Consider the following 15,626-nt stretch of genomic DNA (forward strand, 5'->3'; position numbering starts at 1 on the left):
TCTTCTTTCTGATACCGCTCAAATACTTGAGTGTTTTACTAAGGTAAATACTTGACTAAAACACTCGGATTAGTGATAATTACTAGCGTCAACTTAGAGAAGTGGAAAGATTTATGAGATTAACATCTAAAGGTCGTTATGCGGTGACAGCCATGTTAGATGTCGCCTTGCACGCTAAAAATGGTCCTGTACCCTTGGCTGATATTTCAGAGCGCCAAGACATTTCTCTAAGTTATCTTGAACAATTGTTTGCTCGTTTACGTAAACAGGGTGTGGTTTCTAGCGTTCGTGGCCCAGGTGGCGGATATTTATTAGGACGAGAGCTAGACGATATTTCAATTGGGCAAATTATTGCGGCAGTTGATGAGTCGGTGGATGCAACCCGTTGCCAAGGCAAAGAAGGTTGCCAAGGTGGGGTGCAGTGTTTGACTCATAGCTTGTGGCACGAACTGAGCGATCGTATCGCAAACTTTTTGAATGACATAACTCTACAAGAGTTAGTCGAGAAGCAAGAGGTTAAGCAAGTTGCCGAGCGCCAAAATAAGAAGCAAAGAACACATTCTGCGTTTGCATTAGGGCAAATTTCTCTTGAAGAATTAGATGTAGACTCTGGCATGTAATCGCACATATAAAAGTTTTAAGCGGAGATTTAAATGAAGTTACCTATTTATCTGGACTACTCAGCAACAACGCCTGTTGATCCAAGAGTTGCCGAAAAAATGATGCAGTGCCTGACTATGGACGGAAATTTTGGTAATCCTGCATCTCGTTCGCACCGTTTTGGTTGGCAAGCTGAAGAATTAGTTGATATAGCAAGAGGTCAAATCGCAGATTTGATTAATGCCGATCCTCGTGAAATTGTGTTTACTTCAGGTGCAACTGAATCAAACAATTTAGCTATCAAAGGTGCAGCTAATTTTTACAAGAAAAAAGGTAAGCACATTATTACGGTTAAAACTGAGCACAAAGCTGTGTTAGATACTTGCCGTGAATTAGAGCGTCAAGGTTATGAAGTAACCTATTTAGACGTGCAAAAAGATGGATTAGTAGATTTAGAGGTGTTTAAAAACACCTTACGTGAAGACACTGTGTTGGTCAGTATCATGCACGTTAACAACGAAATTGGTGTTATCCAAGACATTAAAACTATAGGTGAGCTTTGCCGTGCAAACAAAACCGTGTTTCATGTGGATGCTGCGCAAAGTGCAGGTAAAGTAGAGATTGACCTTGCTGAATTAAAAGTTGATTTAATGTCATTCTCGGCACACAAAATTTATGGCCCCAAAGGTATCGGTGCTTTATATGTACGCCGTAAACCACGCATTCGTTTAGAAGCCCAAATGCATGGTGGTGGTCATGAGCGTGGCTTCCGTTCAGGTACTTTGCCAACCCACCAAATTGTTGGGATGGGCGAGGCATTTCGTCTCGCAAAAGAAGAAATGGCAAGTGAAAATCAACGCTTGTTAGCTTTGCGTGAAAAACTTCTATCAGGTGTAAAAGACCTAGATGAAGTGTATGTAAATGGTTCTTTAGAGCACAGGGTTGCAGGTAACTTAAATGTTAGTTTTAACTTTGTTGAAGGTGAATCTTTAATCATGGCATTAAAAGATATGGCAGTATCTTCTGGATCTGCATGTACTTCAGCGAGCTTAGAGCCGTCTTATGTTTTAAGAGCATTAGGATTAAACGACGAGTTGGCACATAGTTCAATTCGTTTCAGTATCGGTCGATTTACCACAGAAGAAGAAATTGATTACGTTGTAAGTGTAATTAAAGACGCGATTGATAAATTAAGAGAAATGTCTCCACTTTGGGAGATGTTCAAAGATGGTGTCGACTTAAACAATGTAGAGTGGGTACACCACTAAGTAGTGAGGTTTTAATTATGGCTTATAGTGATAAAGTTATCGATCATTACGAAAATCCACGTAACGTGGGTAGTTTTGATAAAAATGATCCGCAAATAGCGACGGGTATGGTTGGTGCACCAGCATGTGGTGACGTAATGAAATTGCAATTAAAAATTTCAGATTCTGGTGTGATTGAAGACGCAAAATTCAAAACATACGGTTGTGGGTCTGCTATTGCATCAAGTTCGTTAGTGACTGAGTGGGTAAAAGGTAAATCTTTAGAAGAAGCTTCAGAGATTAAAAACACTGATATCGCTCAAGAGCTAGCATTGCCTCCAGTTAAGATTCACTGTTCAATTTTAGCTGAAGACGCAATCAAAGCGGCGATTGACGATTACAAAACCAAGCACAGTTCGTAACAAATTATTAGGAGTATATGTATGGCCGTTACCATAACAGAAGCTGCAGCGTCTCGCGTTAAGCATTTTCTCGATAACAGAGGGAAAGGCATAGGTTTACGCTTAGGTGTTAAAACTTCGGGTTGCTCTGGTATGGCTTATGTACTTGAGTTTGTTGACGAGTTGAACGACGATGACCAGGTTTTCGACCAAAATGGCGTCAAGATTATCATTGACGCCAAGTCGTTAGTATACATGGATGGCACTGAGTTAGACTTCACCAAAGAAGGACTTAACGAAGGGTTTCAGTTCAACAACCCGAACGTAAAAGATGAATGTGGTTGCGGAGAGAGTTTCCACGTATAAAGCCATTAAATAAGTGAGCTTATGAACTTTTTCGAAATTTTTGACTTCGAACCGGCTTTCGATTTAGATGTAAACACATTATCAGCCCGCTATAAAAATCTTCAGCGGGCTTTTCACCCTGATCAGTACGCAAGTGCCAACGAATCGCAAAAATTATTAGCACTTAGAAAAGCGACTGAGATCAACGATGCATACGCAACGCTAAAGTCAGCAACAAGCCGAGCTGAATATTTACTAAAACTTGCGGGTTTAGATATTAGCCACGAAACGACAACGGTTAAAGACCCGAGCTTTTTGATGCAACAAATGGAGTATCGAGAAAGGCTTGAAGACATCTCCGCATTATCAGATCCTTATGATGCAATTGTTGCTTTTGAAGAAGAATTAGAAGCAGAGCAAGCAGAGTTAGAAGCCTTGATTGGCAGAGAGTTAAAGTCGGCGCACTATGAACAAGCGGCGAATGCGGTTCGCAAACTTAAATTTGTCAATAAGCTTCAAACTGAATTAGAACGGCTTGAAGACGAAGCCAGCGAAATTTAAACCAACAACTGATATTTAATTATTATGGCACTATTACAGATCTCAGAGCCGGGACAGACAGATGCCCCACACGAGCGCAGAATTGCTGTCGGTATCGATTTAGGAACAACCAATTCATTGGTTGCGACTGTTCGAAGCGGTGAAGCTAAAACATTAGCAGACGAAGCGGGCAGAACCATTTTACCTTCAGTTGTAAGGTACACGCCAGAGCAAATTGTTGTTGGCTACAGCGCATTAGAAAACGCAGCATCAGATTCAGAAAATACCATTATTTCAGCTAAACGTTTTATGGGACGTTCAGTTGAAGATGTAGTTAAAACATACCCAGAATTACCTTACAATTTTGTAGGTGAGCCAAAAGAACTTGCACGCATAGCCACTCTTGCAGGTGTTAAGTCACCAATTGAGGTTTCAGCGGATATTTTGTCAGCGCTTAAAAATCGTGCAGAACAAGCTTTAGGTGATGAAATTCAAGGTGCGGTAATTACGGTTCCTGCTTATTTTGATGACGCGCAACGTCAATGTACCAAAGACGCTGCTCGGTTAGCTGGACTAAAAGTTTTACGCTTATTGAATGAACCAACTGCTGCAGCTATTGCTTACGGTTTAGACTCTAAACAAGAAGGGCAAATTGCCGTATATGACTTGGGAGGCGGAACTTTTGATATATCGATTTTAAAACTTGAAAAAGGTGTATTTGAAGTTTTGTCTACAGGCGGTGATTCTGCACTTGGGGGAGATGACTTTGACCAAGCAATTATTGATTGGATTAAAGCTTCAGGTAAACTTCCAGGGACTTTATCTTCACGCATGCGACGTGTCATTAAGGAAACGGCTAAAAGTGTTAAAGAACAACTTTCGGATGCTGAAACCGTTAACTTTACCCTTGCGCTCGACGACAACTCTGAACTTGACTTTAGTTTAAGCAAAACCGAATTTGAATCTCTGGTAGAACCACTTATAAAGCGTACACTTATAGCGTGTCGCAGAGCATTAAAAGATGCTGGGCTAAAAGCGCAAGACATCAAAGATGTCGTTTTGGTCGGCGGTTCAACACGAGTTCCAGCTGTTAGAGCGCGTGTTGCTGACTATTTCTCTAAACAACCGTTAAGTTCAATTGACCCAGATCAAGTGGTCGCCATTGGGGCTAGCCAGCAAGCTGATATCCTGGTAGGCAACAAACCTGACTCAGACATGGTGTTGCTTGATGTGATCCCATTATCTTTGGGACTTGAAACCATGGGTGGGTTATGTGAAAAAATAATTCAACGTAACACCACAATACCAGTAGCTAAAGCACAAGAATTTACCACATTTAAAGATGGTCAAACTGCTATGGCAGTGCATGTTGTGCAAGGCGAACGTGAATTGGTTAAAGACTGCCGCTCGTTAGCTAAATTTGAGTTGCGTGGCATTCCGCCGATGGCCGCAGGGGCCGCGCATGTCAGAGTAACATTCCAGGTTGATGCTGATGGTTTGCTATCTGTCACCGCAATGGAAAAATCAACAGGCATTCAGTCAAGCATTCAAGTGAAACCGAGTTACGGTTTAGAAGAATCAGAGATCTTGCAAATGTTGCAGGCTTCAGTTGAAAATGCAAAAGAAGATGTTAATGCACGAAAATTAGCTGAGCAAATTGTCGAAGCTAAGCGTATGCTTGAATCTTTAGGCAATGCGTTGAAGCAAGACAAACACCTGTTATCAGAGCAAGCTTACGAGGATTTAGTAGCTGACTTAAATACTTTGGCCCGCTTATGCGAAGGCGATGATGAGCAAGCTATTAAAGAGCAAATAGAACACATTGATAATAAGAGCCAAGATTTTGCAGCAGCTAGAATGGATGACTCCATTAGAAAAGCATTGCAGGGTCAACAAGTAGACGAGATTTAAACATGCCACAAATAATATTTTTACCACACGACGAATTATGCCCAGATGGCGCGGTAGTTGAGTGTGAAAACGGTGAATCAATTTTAGATGCAGCGTTAAAATCTGGAATTGATATTGAGCATGCGTGCGAAAAGTCGTGTGCTTGCACCACATGCCATGTTGTTGTGCGAGAAGGTTTTGACTCACTAGCAGAAAGTGATGAACTTGAAGACGATATGTTAGATAAAGCTTGGGGATTAGAGCCTGAAAGCCGTTTAGGTTGTCAAGCTTGTGTTAACAATGAGGACCTTGTTGTCGAAATTCCGAAATATACCATTAACATGGTAAGTGAAAATCATTGATCTAAAACAACAGCTTAGAAAAATTCTGAAATAACAGACATATATCAGTTCAATATTTTTTCAATGTTGTTATGATGAGGGTGTGTTAAACAATAACAGGACGTATACATGGCTATTGAGCGCACCCTATCTATTATCAAACCTAACGCCGTTGTTGAGCACAACATTGGCGCCATCATTCACCGTTTAGAACAAGCTGGCCTTAAAGTTGTTGCAATGCGTATGGTTAAACTGACGCTAGAGCAAGCACAAGGTTTTTACGCAGAACATGACGGTAAACCCTTTTTTGAAAAACTCATTAACTTTATGACCTCGGCACCGGTTGTGACTATGGTGTTAGAAGGTGACTCTGCAATTACCGCTTACCGAGAGATTGCAGGCGCAACTGATCCAGCTGAAGCATTATGCGGAACCTTACGCTCTGATTTTGGTGGTGATAACGTGACATTTAATGCAGTTCATGGCTCAGATAGTCCAGAAAGTGCTTCTCGAGAAATTGCATACTTTTTTGCAGATAGCGAAGTTAACACATATTAGCAGTGCAAACAGTCATTAGAACGCTTTGCATTCGCTGGTGAATGCCGTAAAATTGCCAACCAATTTGCAGTTTAGGTAATTTTATATGTCAGCATCACCCTCAAAAATAAATCTATTAGATTTGTCACGTCAGCAGATGCGTGAATTTTTTGCTTCTTTGGGCGAAAAGTCTTTTCGCGCTGATCAGGCAATGAAATGGATATACCACTACGGTATGGATAATTTTGAGGAGATGAGTAACTTCAGCAAAAATTTGCGTGCTAAGTTATCTGAGTTATGTGTTGTTGAAGGGCCAGAAATTGCAGTAAAACAGCAAAGTAGTGATGGTACGATTAAATATGCGATGAAATTGCGCGGTGGCCAAGAGGTAGAAACTGTGTGGATACCAGATGGTGACCGAGCAACGCTTTGTGTTTCTAGTCAAGTTGGCTGCGCACTCGAATGTACATTTTGTTCAACAGCACAGCAAGGGTTTAATCGTAATTTGTCGGTTAGCGAAATTATTGGCCAAGTATGGCGAGTAGCAAAAGATATTGGGCCGGTAAAAGTCACAAATAAACGTCCCATTACTAATGTTGTGATGATGGGGATGGGTGAACCCTTACTCAATATGACTAACTTGGTTCCAGCGTTAGAGCTTATGATGGACGATTTGGCTTTTGGCTTATCGAAGCGCAGAGTTACCGTGAGTACTTCAGGTGTCGTACCAGCACTAGACAAGCTTAAAGAAAAAGTTGATGTTGCTTTAGCCATTTCATTACATGCTCCAACCAATGAGTTGCGCAATGAAATTGTACCTATCAATAAAAAATACGACATTGAAACCTTTTTAGCTGCTTCGAGACGTTATATCGAGGGATCAAAGGCAAATGAAAAAGTAACGGTTGAATATGTCATGCTTGATCATATAAATGATAGTATGGACCAAGCACATCAATTGGCTAAAGTACTAAAAGATACACCGTCGAAAATAAATTTGATCCCATTTAATCCATTTCCTGGTAGTCCATACGGACGCTCAAGTAACTCTAGAATCGATCGTTTCGCCAAGGTGTTGACAGAGTATGGTTTAACCACTGTGGTCCGCAGAACCCGTGGTGATGATATAGATGCTGCCTGTGGTCAATTAGTCGGTGATGTTGTTGACCGCACTAAACGTATGCTGAAGAAAAAGGAAAAAGGTCAAAACCTAAATGTTAAAATGGTTTAAGCAAGCTTTTATTATCACCATTTCTGCTGCGTTGATAGCGGGCTGTGTCAGCCAAAAAACTTACGTTGGTAGTGATAAGCCCGTTGTCGAAAAACAGTCAACGCCAGTTGAAGCTGCAAAAAACCGTATTGCACTTGGGTTAACCTATTTAAAAAAAGGCAATGCTGCACAAGCAAAGTTTAATTTAGATAAAGCATTGGGTTTTGCGCCAGACCTACCAGAAGCACATTATTCACTCGCTTATTATTACCAGGTGGTTGGTGAAATTGAAAAAGCTGATGCCGCGTATAAACGTGTTGTTTCGCTAGATCGTAAAAACGGTGATGCACTAAATAATTATGGTGCGTTTTTATGTCAGCAAGGGAAATACCAGCAAGCCAAAGAGCACTTTTTGCAAGCCGTCGCAATCGATAGCTATATCAGAGTTGCGCAAACTTATGAAAATTTAGGTTTGTGTTTATATGATTCGGGTGAAGAAAAGTATCGAGACGAGGTTGAAAAATATCTCATCAGTGCTTTAGGTTATAACGCCAGATTACCAAAATCTTTGTCTACTTTAGTTGAGCTAAATTTAGCCAACAACAATTTACAAGCAGCATATGGCTATGTGAAAAAGTTAGAGTTACTTCAGCAAAATAACCCTGCTACTATTTATCGCGCTTATCAGTTGGCGGAACAGCTAGGTGATCACAAAGGGGCGAGTAGCTATGCACGACGATTATTTATCGACTTTCCCAAAAGCCCACAAACTCAACAATTAAGGCAAGCATTAACTCAATGACAGATTTAATCGAGCAACCGCACAATTCAGCAGAAGACACAACAAATGTAAGTGTTGGTTTGTTGTTGCAGCAAACTCGGGTAAAACAAGGGCTATCTGAGCAAGATGTCGCAGGTAGTTTAAATCTAAAAGTCAGTATCATTCAAGGCATAGAAAATGATGACTTTTCGACAGTAGCCGTGCCAACATACATTAAAGGTTACCTTCGAGCTTATGCAAAGCTACTGTCTCTTGATGAACAAGCTGTGATTGCACTTTATTATCAACAACAGCCGGTTGAGTACAATGCCGAAAACAAACTTAAGAGCTTTTCTAAAAAAACCAGTCAGCAAGCGCATGACAATCGGTTAATGCTGGTTACTTATGGCATTGTGCTGATATTAATTGCTTTGATTGTTGTTTGGTGGTTTCAGCGTGAGGCTGTGGTTCAGACCGCAGAAGATAACCAGTCTGTAGAGCAAGTTAAGTTAGAGCCTGAGTTAGCCGAGATAAATGAACCTGCAGAATTAGTGGAAAGCATCACGAATGAAGAGCCGATAAAGCCAATTAAAGATGTTGCAGAGCAAACGCCAGTCAACTTAACGCCGCAACAAGAGACAAGTGTCAGCACACAGGTAAGTGAATCAGCCAACTACAATCTTGAACTAACATTTAGAGGAGATTGTTGGATAAATATATTGGATGCGACAGGTGAGCGAGTTGCATTTGGCGTTAAAGAGAAAGGCCGAGTTATCAAGCTTGACGCAATACCACCATATCAAATTACCCTAGGTGCACCAGAGGTTGTTGACATTGTTTTTCAACAAGACAACCTAGATATGAGCCAATTTAAACAAGGCATGGTTGCACGATTTAGTTTACCGTTAGGACATGAATAAATATGTTTAGTGAAACTCCGATTAAACGCAAACAGACGAAAAAAATCTGGGTCGGTAAAGTGCCTGTCGGCGGTGATGCACCGATAGCAGTACAAACAATGACGAATACTTTGACTACAGACGTTGAAGCCACAGTTGCGCAAATAAAGCGAATTGAACAGGCAGGGGCTGATATTGTACGAGTATCAGTGCCGACCATGGATGCAGCAGAAGCTTTTAAATTGATTAAGCAGCAAGTTGATATCCCAATTGTAGCCGATATTCACTTTGATTATCGTATCGCACTTAAGGTTGCTGAGTACGGCGTCGATTGTTTGCGAATTAATCCTGGAAATATAGGTAAAGAAGACAGAATTAGAGCTGTTGTGGATTGTGCTCGTGACAAAAACATTCCGATTCGTATTGGCGTTAACGGCGGTTCTTTAGAAAAAGATATCCAGGAAAAATACGGCGAACCGACAGCAGAAGCTCTGCTGGAGTCAGCGATGCGCCATGTCGATATACTCGATAGGCTTAACTTTGACAATTTTAAGGTTAGTGTTAAAGCGTCAGACGTATTTTTAGCAGTTGATTCATATCGGTTGTTATCAAAGCAAATTGATAATCCATTGCATTTAGGTATCACAGAAGCGGGTGGTGCGCGCACTGGAGCGGTTAAATCCTCGATTGGTTTAGGTATCTTATTAAACGAAGGTATTGGTGATACGTTGCGCATATCTTTGGCGGCAGACCCAGTTGAAGAAGTAAAAGTTGGTTTTGATATTCTAAAATCACTGCGCATTCGCTCTCGCGGTATTAACTTTATTGCGTGCCCAAGCTGCTCTCGTCAAGAATTTGATGTGATTTCAACTGTGAATGCGTTAGAAGAGCGCCTAGAAGATATCACAACCCCAATGACAGTATCAGTAATTGGTTGTGTAGTGAATGGACCTGGCGAAGCACTCGTATCCGATATCGGTTTGGCTGGTGCTCAAAACAAAAGTGGTTTCTATCTTGATGGAGAGCGCCAAAAAGAACGGATTGATAACACTAATATAGTCGATTCACTCGAAAAACATATTCGTGCAAAAGCTAATAAGCTAGATGATGCAAAACGCATAGACGTACAAACTGTTGAATAACAGGGTTGTATCTTTGATTAGAAGTTTCCTATAATTCGCGGTTTGGTCTGCTCCGACCGCGATTAACAAGAATTTTCACAGGATTTTAAAGTGTCAAAAAATATTCAAGCCATTCGAGGTATGAACGATTGTTTGCCAGCGCAAACGCCAGTGTGGCAGAAAGTAGAAAGTGTTTTACGCAATGTTGTTAGTCGCTACGGCTATAGTGAAATTAGAATGCCTATCGTTGAAATGACAGAGCTATTTAAGCGCTCGATAGGAGAAGTCACTGATATTGTTGAAAAAGAAATGTACACCTTCGAAGATCGTAATGGTGACAGCTTAACGCTACGCCCTGAAGGCACAGCAAGTTGTGTACGGGCGGGCAACGAGCATGGGTTACTGTACAACCAAATTCAACGTCTATGGTATATGGGACCAATGTTTCGCCATGAACGACCGCAAAAAGGCCGCTATCGTCAATTTCATCAATTTGGTGTTGAAACCTTTGGTATGCAGGGGCCAGACATCGACGCTGAAGTGATTGCAATGACAGCGCGTTTTTGGCAAGAATTTGGCATCGCAGACAAGGTTAAGTTAGAGCTTAATTCATTAGGCTCAAATGAAGAAAGGGCAGAATATCGCGATGCTTTAGTGAACTTTTTGCAAAAACATGAATCCATTTTGGATGAAGATTGTAAGCGACGCATGGTGAGCAATCCATTGCGCGTGTTAGATACAAAAAACGCTGACATTCAGGCCGTGTTAAAAGACGCACCAAGTTTAAGTGATTATTTTGGTGATGAATCAAAAGCGCACTTTGAAGGCTTATGTGCTCGCCTTGAAGCTTTGGGCATTGAATATACAATAAACTCCCGATTAGTTAGAGGCTTAGATTATTATAATCACACCGTATTTGAATGGGTTACCGACAGCTTAGGCGCGCAAGGTACCGTTTGTGCTGGTGGCCGGTATGATGGGCTAGTTGAACAACTTGGTGGTAAGTCTACCCCAGCTGTCGGTTTTGCTATGGGATTAGAACGTCTGGTCTTACTAATGGAAACTTTAGGCTTAGATAAAGACGTACGTAAAGCCGTTGATGTATTCGTGGTTATGTTGGGTGAACAAGCTGAATTAAAAGCACCAGCTGTGATTGAGCAATTGCGTGATTGCTTGCCTGATGTGCGAATTCAATTAAACTGTGGCGGTGGTAATTTTAAGAAACAATTTAAGAAAGCCGATAAAAGCGGTGCAGATATAGCGTTGGTATTCGGTGAGCAAGAAATCATTGAAAGCAAGGTCACTATCAAACCCTTAAGAAGTAACGAAGAACAATCAACTATAGAACAAGAACAGCTTGTCGATTATTTAAATCAAGCGCTATAAGAGGTCAATCGATGGAAATTTTTTCTACTGAAGAACAACAAGAAGAAGCGATTAAGAATTTTTTATCTAAATACAGCAATGCGATAATTGGTGGTTTTGTTGCTGGTTTAGTCGGCATTTATGGTTATAACTGGTATCAAGATAAAACCATTGCAGATCAAGAAGCAATGTCTCAAGAATTTACTCAAATTGAAAGTGAAACTGGCTTAAACAAAGAGCAAGCAGCTGAGTTCGTAGTACAAAATAGCGAATCAGGGTTTGCAGTGTTGGCTTCATTTAAATTAGCAAAAGCATTTGTAGAAGAACAAGCATTTGACAAAGCAGCAGAACAGTTAAAATGGGTTATCAATAATAGTGAAGATGCATCTGTTGTTGATTTAGCGACAGTTAGGCTTGCAAGAGTTCAAATCGCACTAGGTCAATCTGAGCAAGCATATACACTTTTATCAGCACCTAAAACGGAAGCTTTTGTCGCTCAATTTGCTGAGTTAAAAGGTGATATTGATTACAAAGCAGGTCGGATTGATCAAGCACGCGAACAATATCAATTGGCAGCAGACAATGACGGCTTAACTGGTAACCCAGGCTTAAAAATGAAGCTGGATAACTTGGCGACAGATAATGGTACGGTTGCGTTGTAATGAACAATATTCTACGTTTAGTGGGTAGAAAAACAGCGTTTGCAACGCCAGCAGTACTCATGTTTAGTCTGTTATCTGGTTGTGCTTCAAACGATGACAACCCTGATACTCAACCCGCTCCTAGACCGGAAGTGAACAATCAAATTTCAGTTAAAAAAGTCTGGAGTGAAAGTGTTGGTGATGGTGTTGAAGGGTATTATTCTCGACTGAAACCAGCATCAGGTTATGGCAAGCTATTTGTTGCAGACCGCGAAGGTGAAGTCGCAGCATTAGAACTCGACTCCGGCGATTCCGTATGGGAGGTTGACGTTCGTAAGCCAGATGGTAGCTGGTTAAATTGGTTTGGTATTAACTTAGCACCAGCCGCTAGAGTTTCTGGGATGGTAGCCTCGTACGAGCATGTTTATGTCGGTACTGAAAACGGGCAAATCATTGCGTTAGATGAGAAAACTGGCGAAGAAAAGTGGCGTGCTGATGTTGAAGGCGAAGTACTCGCGCCAGCAATTGCTGAAGATGGTAAAGTCATTGTCAATCTAGGCTCGGGTAAAACCACAGCGTTAGACGCAAAAGATGGTAAAGAAATTTGGACCTCTGTGTCTGATGTTCCATCATTGACTTTACGCGGTGTATCTACACCAGCATACACTCAAGGTGGTGTTTTTGTTGGTAGTGCAGGTGGCAAGGTTATTACCTATAATGCAAAAAATGGCCAGTTAGCATGGGATTTAGCGATTGCTAAACCAAAAGGTGCAACTGAATTGGCTCGAATTGTAGATATCGATGCGACGCCTCTCATTTCTGGTTTTAACCTATATGCGTTATCCGCTGGTGGTTCACTCAGCATGGTTGATATTCGCAACGCAAGAGTTGCTTGGACTCGCGAATATCGTGGTTATCAAAACATGTACATGTACACTGGCACATTGATTTTAAGCGATGATCATAGTGTTGTGTACGCTGTTGATAGCCGCAATGGTGTAGAAAAGTGGGCAAATACAAAATTACGCAATCGCCGTTTAACGGGGGCAGCAGTGTTGGACGGTTATGTTATTGTTGGTGATTTTGAAGGATATATATATTTCCTCGACATGGCCAATGGTGAAATCAAATATTCAACGCAGCTTAGCTCAGACGAGTTGCTTGCCCAAGCAGAAATCGTTGAAGATATCGCGTATATTCAAACCAGAGATGGGAAAGTTTATGCTTTGCGCATAACACAAGATGACAGCGAATAATCTAACTTCATGGCCGTTGAATATCATCGGCCATGTACATTCCCCATACAAAGAAAAATTCTCAGTACCTCGCCAACCTAATTTAGTCACTTGTGCTAAAGGGTATATTCGATTAGACGGTGCATACGCCAATTTAGATTTATTCGATGGAATCGACCACTTTAGTCATATTTGGTTAATATTTGTTTTTCACCAAACAGCAAAGCAGGGGTGGAAAGCTAAAGTTCGACCACAAAGATTAGGCGGAAACAAAAAGATGGGCGTGTTAGCGACCCGTTCAACCTTTAGACCAAACCCAATTGGATTGTCTTGTGTACAATTTTGCCATGTTGAAAGAGTTAATAAACATCAAACTCGGTTGCATGTACAAGGAATCGATTTGGTTGACGGCACGCCTATTGTTGATATTAAACCTTATGTGCCATATGTAGATAGAATTGAACAAGCAACCAGTACTTTTGCCCAACAACCTCCAGACGCGTTGTTAGATGTGGTATTTGCACCTGCTTTAGTCAGTAAGTTGTCGGTATGTGAAGCTGAATATCCAGGGTTTGAGTCGTTTGTTGCACAGGTTTTAGCACAAGACCCACGACCAGTTTATAAACGCAGTAAAGACGATGATAAAACTTACGGTGTAACGCTAGCAAAATGGAATATTCGTTTTGTGGTTAATGCGCATATCTGCACAGTTGTTGAAATTGAGCCTGTGTAGCGAGCATAAATTTAGCACTATGATGTGCTTTTGTAAAAGGTTCGGCTGATAAACAAAGCAGCAATCGCAATCAAGAAAAACACTAGCCGAGTGTTAGAGCTTGCATCAACCAACATAGCACTGTGAGCCTGTTTAATCGGTTTTAGATTAACCGCAACACGAAGGTAACCAGCAATTTCTTGTTCTTTCTTTAGTTCAATCACAATTGGTATAAGCCTTGTGTCATTTACTTTTGTGATCCCCGTTTGAGACTGTATATCTCCTTCAGATAAATCAAACACCACTCTGCCTTGTGGTCCATGGAGGCTGACATTGTGAAGCCAATCTGGCTTATTTGAAAAGCTAAAGAGTAAATTTGCGCTATCGGCCAAATTGGTTAAATCGAGTTGAGCTGCAAAGGTGTTTGCCAAAGCTGAGGCCATTTGATAATGCACTGTACGCATTTTAGCTTGTTGTGCTTGCTGATGGTTAAACCACACCACAGAGGCAATCATAATCAATGTACCACCTAGCAGGGCCTGAATAAATTTACGGGCTACCCAGCGTTTTGGACTTGCATTAGCAACAGCGTACGATGTAGACACTTAAAATCTCGAACAAGTTGGTTTCACATATAAGTATAGGTTATATGAATCAGCTGCAATATTCAGTACAATTACAGATAAAATTTCTAAAAAGAGTACCAGTGTGGAAAACTTTCAATCTTTTGCAGTATCACCTGCAAACATAGTGCTTAATCAAGCTTTGATTCAGTCTTTAGATTTAAACGCCGAGCAGCAAGTTGTGTTAAATCCGCAAGATTTGACTCAGTACCAAATTCAAGCCTACCAAGGCCACCAAAACAAACTTGAATTGATTGCTTATGCACAACAACTCACCAGTACACAAATCGCTGGAATCAGTCAATTGCTGGCTGATAGCGTTGACGCCAACCAGTGGTTACGTGTTATCACAGCTGGAGATAATCAAGGTGCAATCGGCTTAGCTTGGCAATTAACAGAGACTTTACCTGACGATAAAAAGCAAGCTTTAGTTGAATTTGCGGCTAACTCTCAAATTGAAATATGGCAAGCGGCTGTCCGTCCGCAAATTCAACAAGCTGGTTTGTTGTTGATGGATATGGATTCAACCACAATAAAAATTGAGTGTATTGATGAAATTGCTAAGTTAGCTGGAGTCGGTGAAGAAGTTGCAAAAGTCACTGAATTAGCGATGCAGGGTAAGCTCGATTTTGCAGAGAGCCTACGTGGGCGCGTTGCCACGCTAAAAGGTTGTCCGGTTGATGTGTTAGATAAAGTGGCTAATGACTTACCGCTAATGCATGGCTTAGCTCGATTAGTTAAAGTATTGAAACAGCATGATTGGCGAGTAGCGATTGCTTCCGGCGGATTTACCTATTTTGCCGACAAATTGAAAAACGATTTAGGCCTAGATGCTGCAGTGGCTAATACGCTGAAAATCGCTGATGGCAAATTATTAGGTGAAGTAGAAGGGCGAATTGTCGATGCGCAAGTTAAGGCTGAAACTTTACAGGCTTTAGCAGACCAGTTTGCTGTCGAACACAGCCAAACTATAGCCATGGGTGACGGTGCAAATGATCTAACCATGATGGCTGCTTCTGCTTTAGGCGTAGCTTTTGAGGCCAAACCCATAGTTCAACAAAAAGCGAGCGTTGCAATTAACCATCACGGTTTGGATGCTCTTTTATATTTAATTCGTTAATAATTTTACAAAAAACTTTAATAATTCAAGCCGCTTAGC

Annotated in this window: 18 protein-coding genes; 17 read left to right on the forward strand and 1 reads right to left on the reverse strand. The window is 41.1% G+C overall.

Annotation, left to right across the window (positions count from 1 at the left end):
* The first annotated feature begins 113 nt into the window (after positions 1 to 113).
* From iscR to tsaA, 16 genes are all read left to right on the forward strand, one after another.
* Positions 114 to 620 carry a Fe-S cluster assembly transcriptional regulator IscR gene (gene iscR, locus DS2_RS01425; protein WP_035012797.1) on the forward strand — a complete coding sequence of 169 codons (507 nt, stop codon included), beginning with the start codon at positions 114 to 116 and terminating at the stop codon, positions 618 to 620.
* 33 nt (positions 621 to 653) lie between these two features.
* Positions 654 to 1,868, forward strand: a complete 1,215-nt coding sequence (locus DS2_RS01430; RefSeq protein ID WP_035012798.1) for an IscS subfamily cysteine desulfurase — start codon at positions 654 to 656, stop codon at positions 1,866 to 1,868.
* 17 nt (positions 1,869 to 1,885) lie between these two features.
* Positions 1,886 to 2,269, forward strand: a complete 384-nt coding sequence (gene iscU, locus DS2_RS01435) for a Fe-S cluster assembly scaffold IscU (protein ID WP_035012799.1) — start codon at positions 1,886 to 1,888, stop codon at positions 2,267 to 2,269.
* A gap of 21 nt (positions 2,270 to 2,290) precedes the next feature.
* On the forward strand, positions 2,291 to 2,614 hold the full coding sequence (gene iscA / locus DS2_RS01440; protein ID WP_035012800.1) for an iron-sulfur cluster assembly protein IscA: 324 nt from the start codon (positions 2,291 to 2,293) through the stop codon (positions 2,612 to 2,614).
* A 21-nt stretch (positions 2,615 to 2,635) separates the two neighbouring features.
* Complete coding sequence (gene hscB, locus DS2_RS01445) at positions 2,636 to 3,154, forward strand: co-chaperone HscB (RefSeq protein WP_035012801.1); 519 nt, start codon at positions 2,636 to 2,638, stop codon at positions 3,152 to 3,154.
* Positions 3,155 to 3,178: 24 nt separating this feature from the next.
* Entirely contained in the window at positions 3,179 to 5,044 is a 1,866-nt protein-coding gene (gene hscA, locus DS2_RS01450; RefSeq protein WP_035012802.1) for a Fe-S protein assembly chaperone HscA, read from the forward strand.
* A 2-nt stretch (positions 5,045 to 5,046) separates the two neighbouring features.
* Positions 5,047 to 5,385 (forward strand): ISC system 2Fe-2S type ferredoxin, encoded by a 339-nt coding sequence (fdx, locus tag DS2_RS01455; RefSeq protein ID WP_035012803.1) that lies wholly within the window; start codon positions 5,047 to 5,049, stop codon positions 5,383 to 5,385.
* A gap of 108 nt (positions 5,386 to 5,493) precedes the next feature.
* A complete protein-coding gene (gene ndk / locus DS2_RS01460; RefSeq protein WP_035012805.1) occupies positions 5,494 to 5,922 on the forward strand; it encodes a nucleoside-diphosphate kinase in 429 nt (142 codons plus the stop codon).
* 85 nt (positions 5,923 to 6,007) lie between these two features.
* Positions 6,008 to 7,132, forward strand: coding sequence for a bifunctional tRNA (adenosine(37)-C2)-methyltransferase TrmG/ribosomal RNA large subunit methyltransferase RlmN (locus DS2_RS01465; RefSeq protein ID WP_035012806.1), 1,125 nt, complete (start codon positions 6,008 to 6,010; stop codon positions 7,130 to 7,132).
* On the forward strand, positions 7,116 to 7,913 hold the full coding sequence (gene pilW / locus DS2_RS01470; RefSeq protein WP_051479506.1) for a type IV pilus biogenesis/stability protein PilW: 798 nt from the start codon (positions 7,116 to 7,118) through the stop codon (positions 7,911 to 7,913). Before DS2_RS01465 ends, pilW begins: the two co-directional genes overlap by 17 nt.
* On the forward strand, positions 7,910 to 8,791 hold the full coding sequence (locus DS2_RS01475) for a RodZ domain-containing protein (protein WP_035012807.1): 882 nt from the start codon (positions 7,910 to 7,912) through the stop codon (positions 8,789 to 8,791). Before pilW ends, DS2_RS01475 begins: the two co-directional genes overlap by 4 nt.
* A 2-nt stretch (positions 8,792 to 8,793) precedes the next feature.
* Positions 8,794 to 9,912 (forward strand): flavodoxin-dependent (E)-4-hydroxy-3-methylbut-2-enyl-diphosphate synthase, encoded by a 1,119-nt coding sequence (ispG, locus tag DS2_RS01480; protein WP_035012808.1) that lies wholly within the window; start codon positions 8,794 to 8,796, stop codon positions 9,910 to 9,912.
* Positions 9,913 to 10,002: 90 nt separating this feature from the next.
* A complete protein-coding gene (gene hisS / locus DS2_RS01485; RefSeq protein ID WP_081754144.1) occupies positions 10,003 to 11,277 on the forward strand; it encodes a histidine--tRNA ligase in 1,275 nt (424 codons plus the stop codon).
* 11 nt (positions 11,278 to 11,288) lie between these two features.
* Positions 11,289 to 11,918, forward strand: coding sequence for a YfgM family protein (locus DS2_RS01490; RefSeq protein WP_035012809.1), 630 nt, complete (start codon positions 11,289 to 11,291; stop codon positions 11,916 to 11,918).
* On the forward strand, positions 11,918 to 13,153 hold the full coding sequence (gene bamB / locus DS2_RS01495; protein WP_051479507.1) for an outer membrane protein assembly factor BamB: 1,236 nt from the start codon (positions 11,918 to 11,920) through the stop codon (positions 13,151 to 13,153). Before DS2_RS01490 ends, bamB begins: the two co-directional genes overlap by 1 nt.
* Positions 13,140 to 13,865 (forward strand): tRNA (N6-threonylcarbamoyladenosine(37)-N6)-methyltransferase TrmO, encoded by a 726-nt coding sequence (gene tsaA, locus DS2_RS01500; RefSeq protein ID WP_035012810.1) that lies wholly within the window; start codon positions 13,140 to 13,142, stop codon positions 13,863 to 13,865. Before bamB ends, tsaA begins: the two co-directional genes overlap by 14 nt.
* 17 nt (positions 13,866 to 13,882) lie before the next feature.
* On the opposite strand, the gene DS2_RS01505 is transcribed toward tsaA, so the two are convergent.
* Positions 13,883 to 14,449, reverse strand: a complete 567-nt coding sequence (locus DS2_RS01505) for a hypothetical protein (RefSeq protein ID WP_152537517.1) — start codon at positions 14,447 to 14,449, stop codon at positions 13,883 to 13,885.
* A gap of 103 nt (positions 14,450 to 14,552) precedes the next feature.
* Between DS2_RS01505 and serB the strand changes: the two genes are divergently transcribed.
* On the forward strand, positions 14,553 to 15,587 hold the full coding sequence (gene serB / locus DS2_RS01510; RefSeq protein ID WP_035012813.1) for a phosphoserine phosphatase SerB: 1,035 nt from the start codon (positions 14,553 to 14,555) through the stop codon (positions 15,585 to 15,587).
* Positions 15,588 to 15,626 lie beyond the last annotated feature (39 nt).

The sequence above is a fragment of the Catenovulum agarivorans DS-2 genome, from assembly GCF_000568405.1.
Taxonomy (GTDB): Bacteria; Pseudomonadota; Gammaproteobacteria; order Enterobacterales; family Alteromonadaceae; genus Catenovulum; species Catenovulum agarivorans_A.

What these genes read in the sequence shown, in the direction of transcription:
- iscR (WP_035012797.1), top strand. Translation starts at nt 114, where the DNA reads ATGAGATTAACATCTAAAGGTCGTTATGCGGTGACAGCCATGTTAGAT.
- DS2_RS01430 (WP_035012798.1), top strand. Translation starts at nt 654, where the DNA reads ATGAAGTTACCTATTTATCTGGACTACTCAGCAACAACGCCTGTTGAT.
- iscU (WP_035012799.1), top strand. Translation starts at nt 1,886, where the DNA reads ATGGCTTATAGTGATAAAGTTATCGATCATTACGAAAATCCACGTAAC.
- iscA (WP_035012800.1), top strand. Translation starts at nt 2,291, where the DNA reads ATGGCCGTTACCATAACAGAAGCTGCAGCGTCTCGCGTTAAGCATTTT.
- hscB (WP_035012801.1), top strand. Translation starts at nt 2,636, where the DNA reads ATGAACTTTTTCGAAATTTTTGACTTCGAACCGGCTTTCGATTTAGAT.
- hscA (WP_035012802.1), top strand. Translation starts at nt 3,179, where the DNA reads ATGGCACTATTACAGATCTCAGAGCCGGGACAGACAGATGCCCCACAC.
- fdx (WP_035012803.1), top strand. Translation starts at nt 5,047, where the DNA reads ATGCCACAAATAATATTTTTACCACACGACGAATTATGCCCAGATGGC.
- ndk (WP_035012805.1), top strand. Translation starts at nt 5,494, where the DNA reads ATGGCTATTGAGCGCACCCTATCTATTATCAAACCTAACGCCGTTGTT.
- DS2_RS01465 (WP_035012806.1), top strand. Translation starts at nt 6,008, where the DNA reads ATGTCAGCATCACCCTCAAAAATAAATCTATTAGATTTGTCACGTCAG.
- pilW (WP_051479506.1), top strand. Translation starts at nt 7,116, where the DNA reads ATGTTAAAATGGTTTAAGCAAGCTTTTATTATCACCATTTCTGCTGCG.
- DS2_RS01475 (WP_035012807.1), top strand. Translation starts at nt 7,910, where the DNA reads ATGACAGATTTAATCGAGCAACCGCACAATTCAGCAGAAGACACAACA.
- ispG (WP_035012808.1), top strand. Translation starts at nt 8,794, where the DNA reads ATGTTTAGTGAAACTCCGATTAAACGCAAACAGACGAAAAAAATCTGG.
- DS2_RS01490 (WP_035012809.1), top strand. Translation starts at nt 11,289, where the DNA reads ATGGAAATTTTTTCTACTGAAGAACAACAAGAAGAAGCGATTAAGAAT.
- bamB (WP_051479507.1), top strand. Translation starts at nt 11,918, where the DNA reads ATGAACAATATTCTACGTTTAGTGGGTAGAAAAACAGCGTTTGCAACG.
- tsaA (WP_035012810.1), top strand. Translation starts at nt 13,140, where the DNA reads ATGACAGCGAATAATCTAACTTCATGGCCGTTGAATATCATCGGCCAT.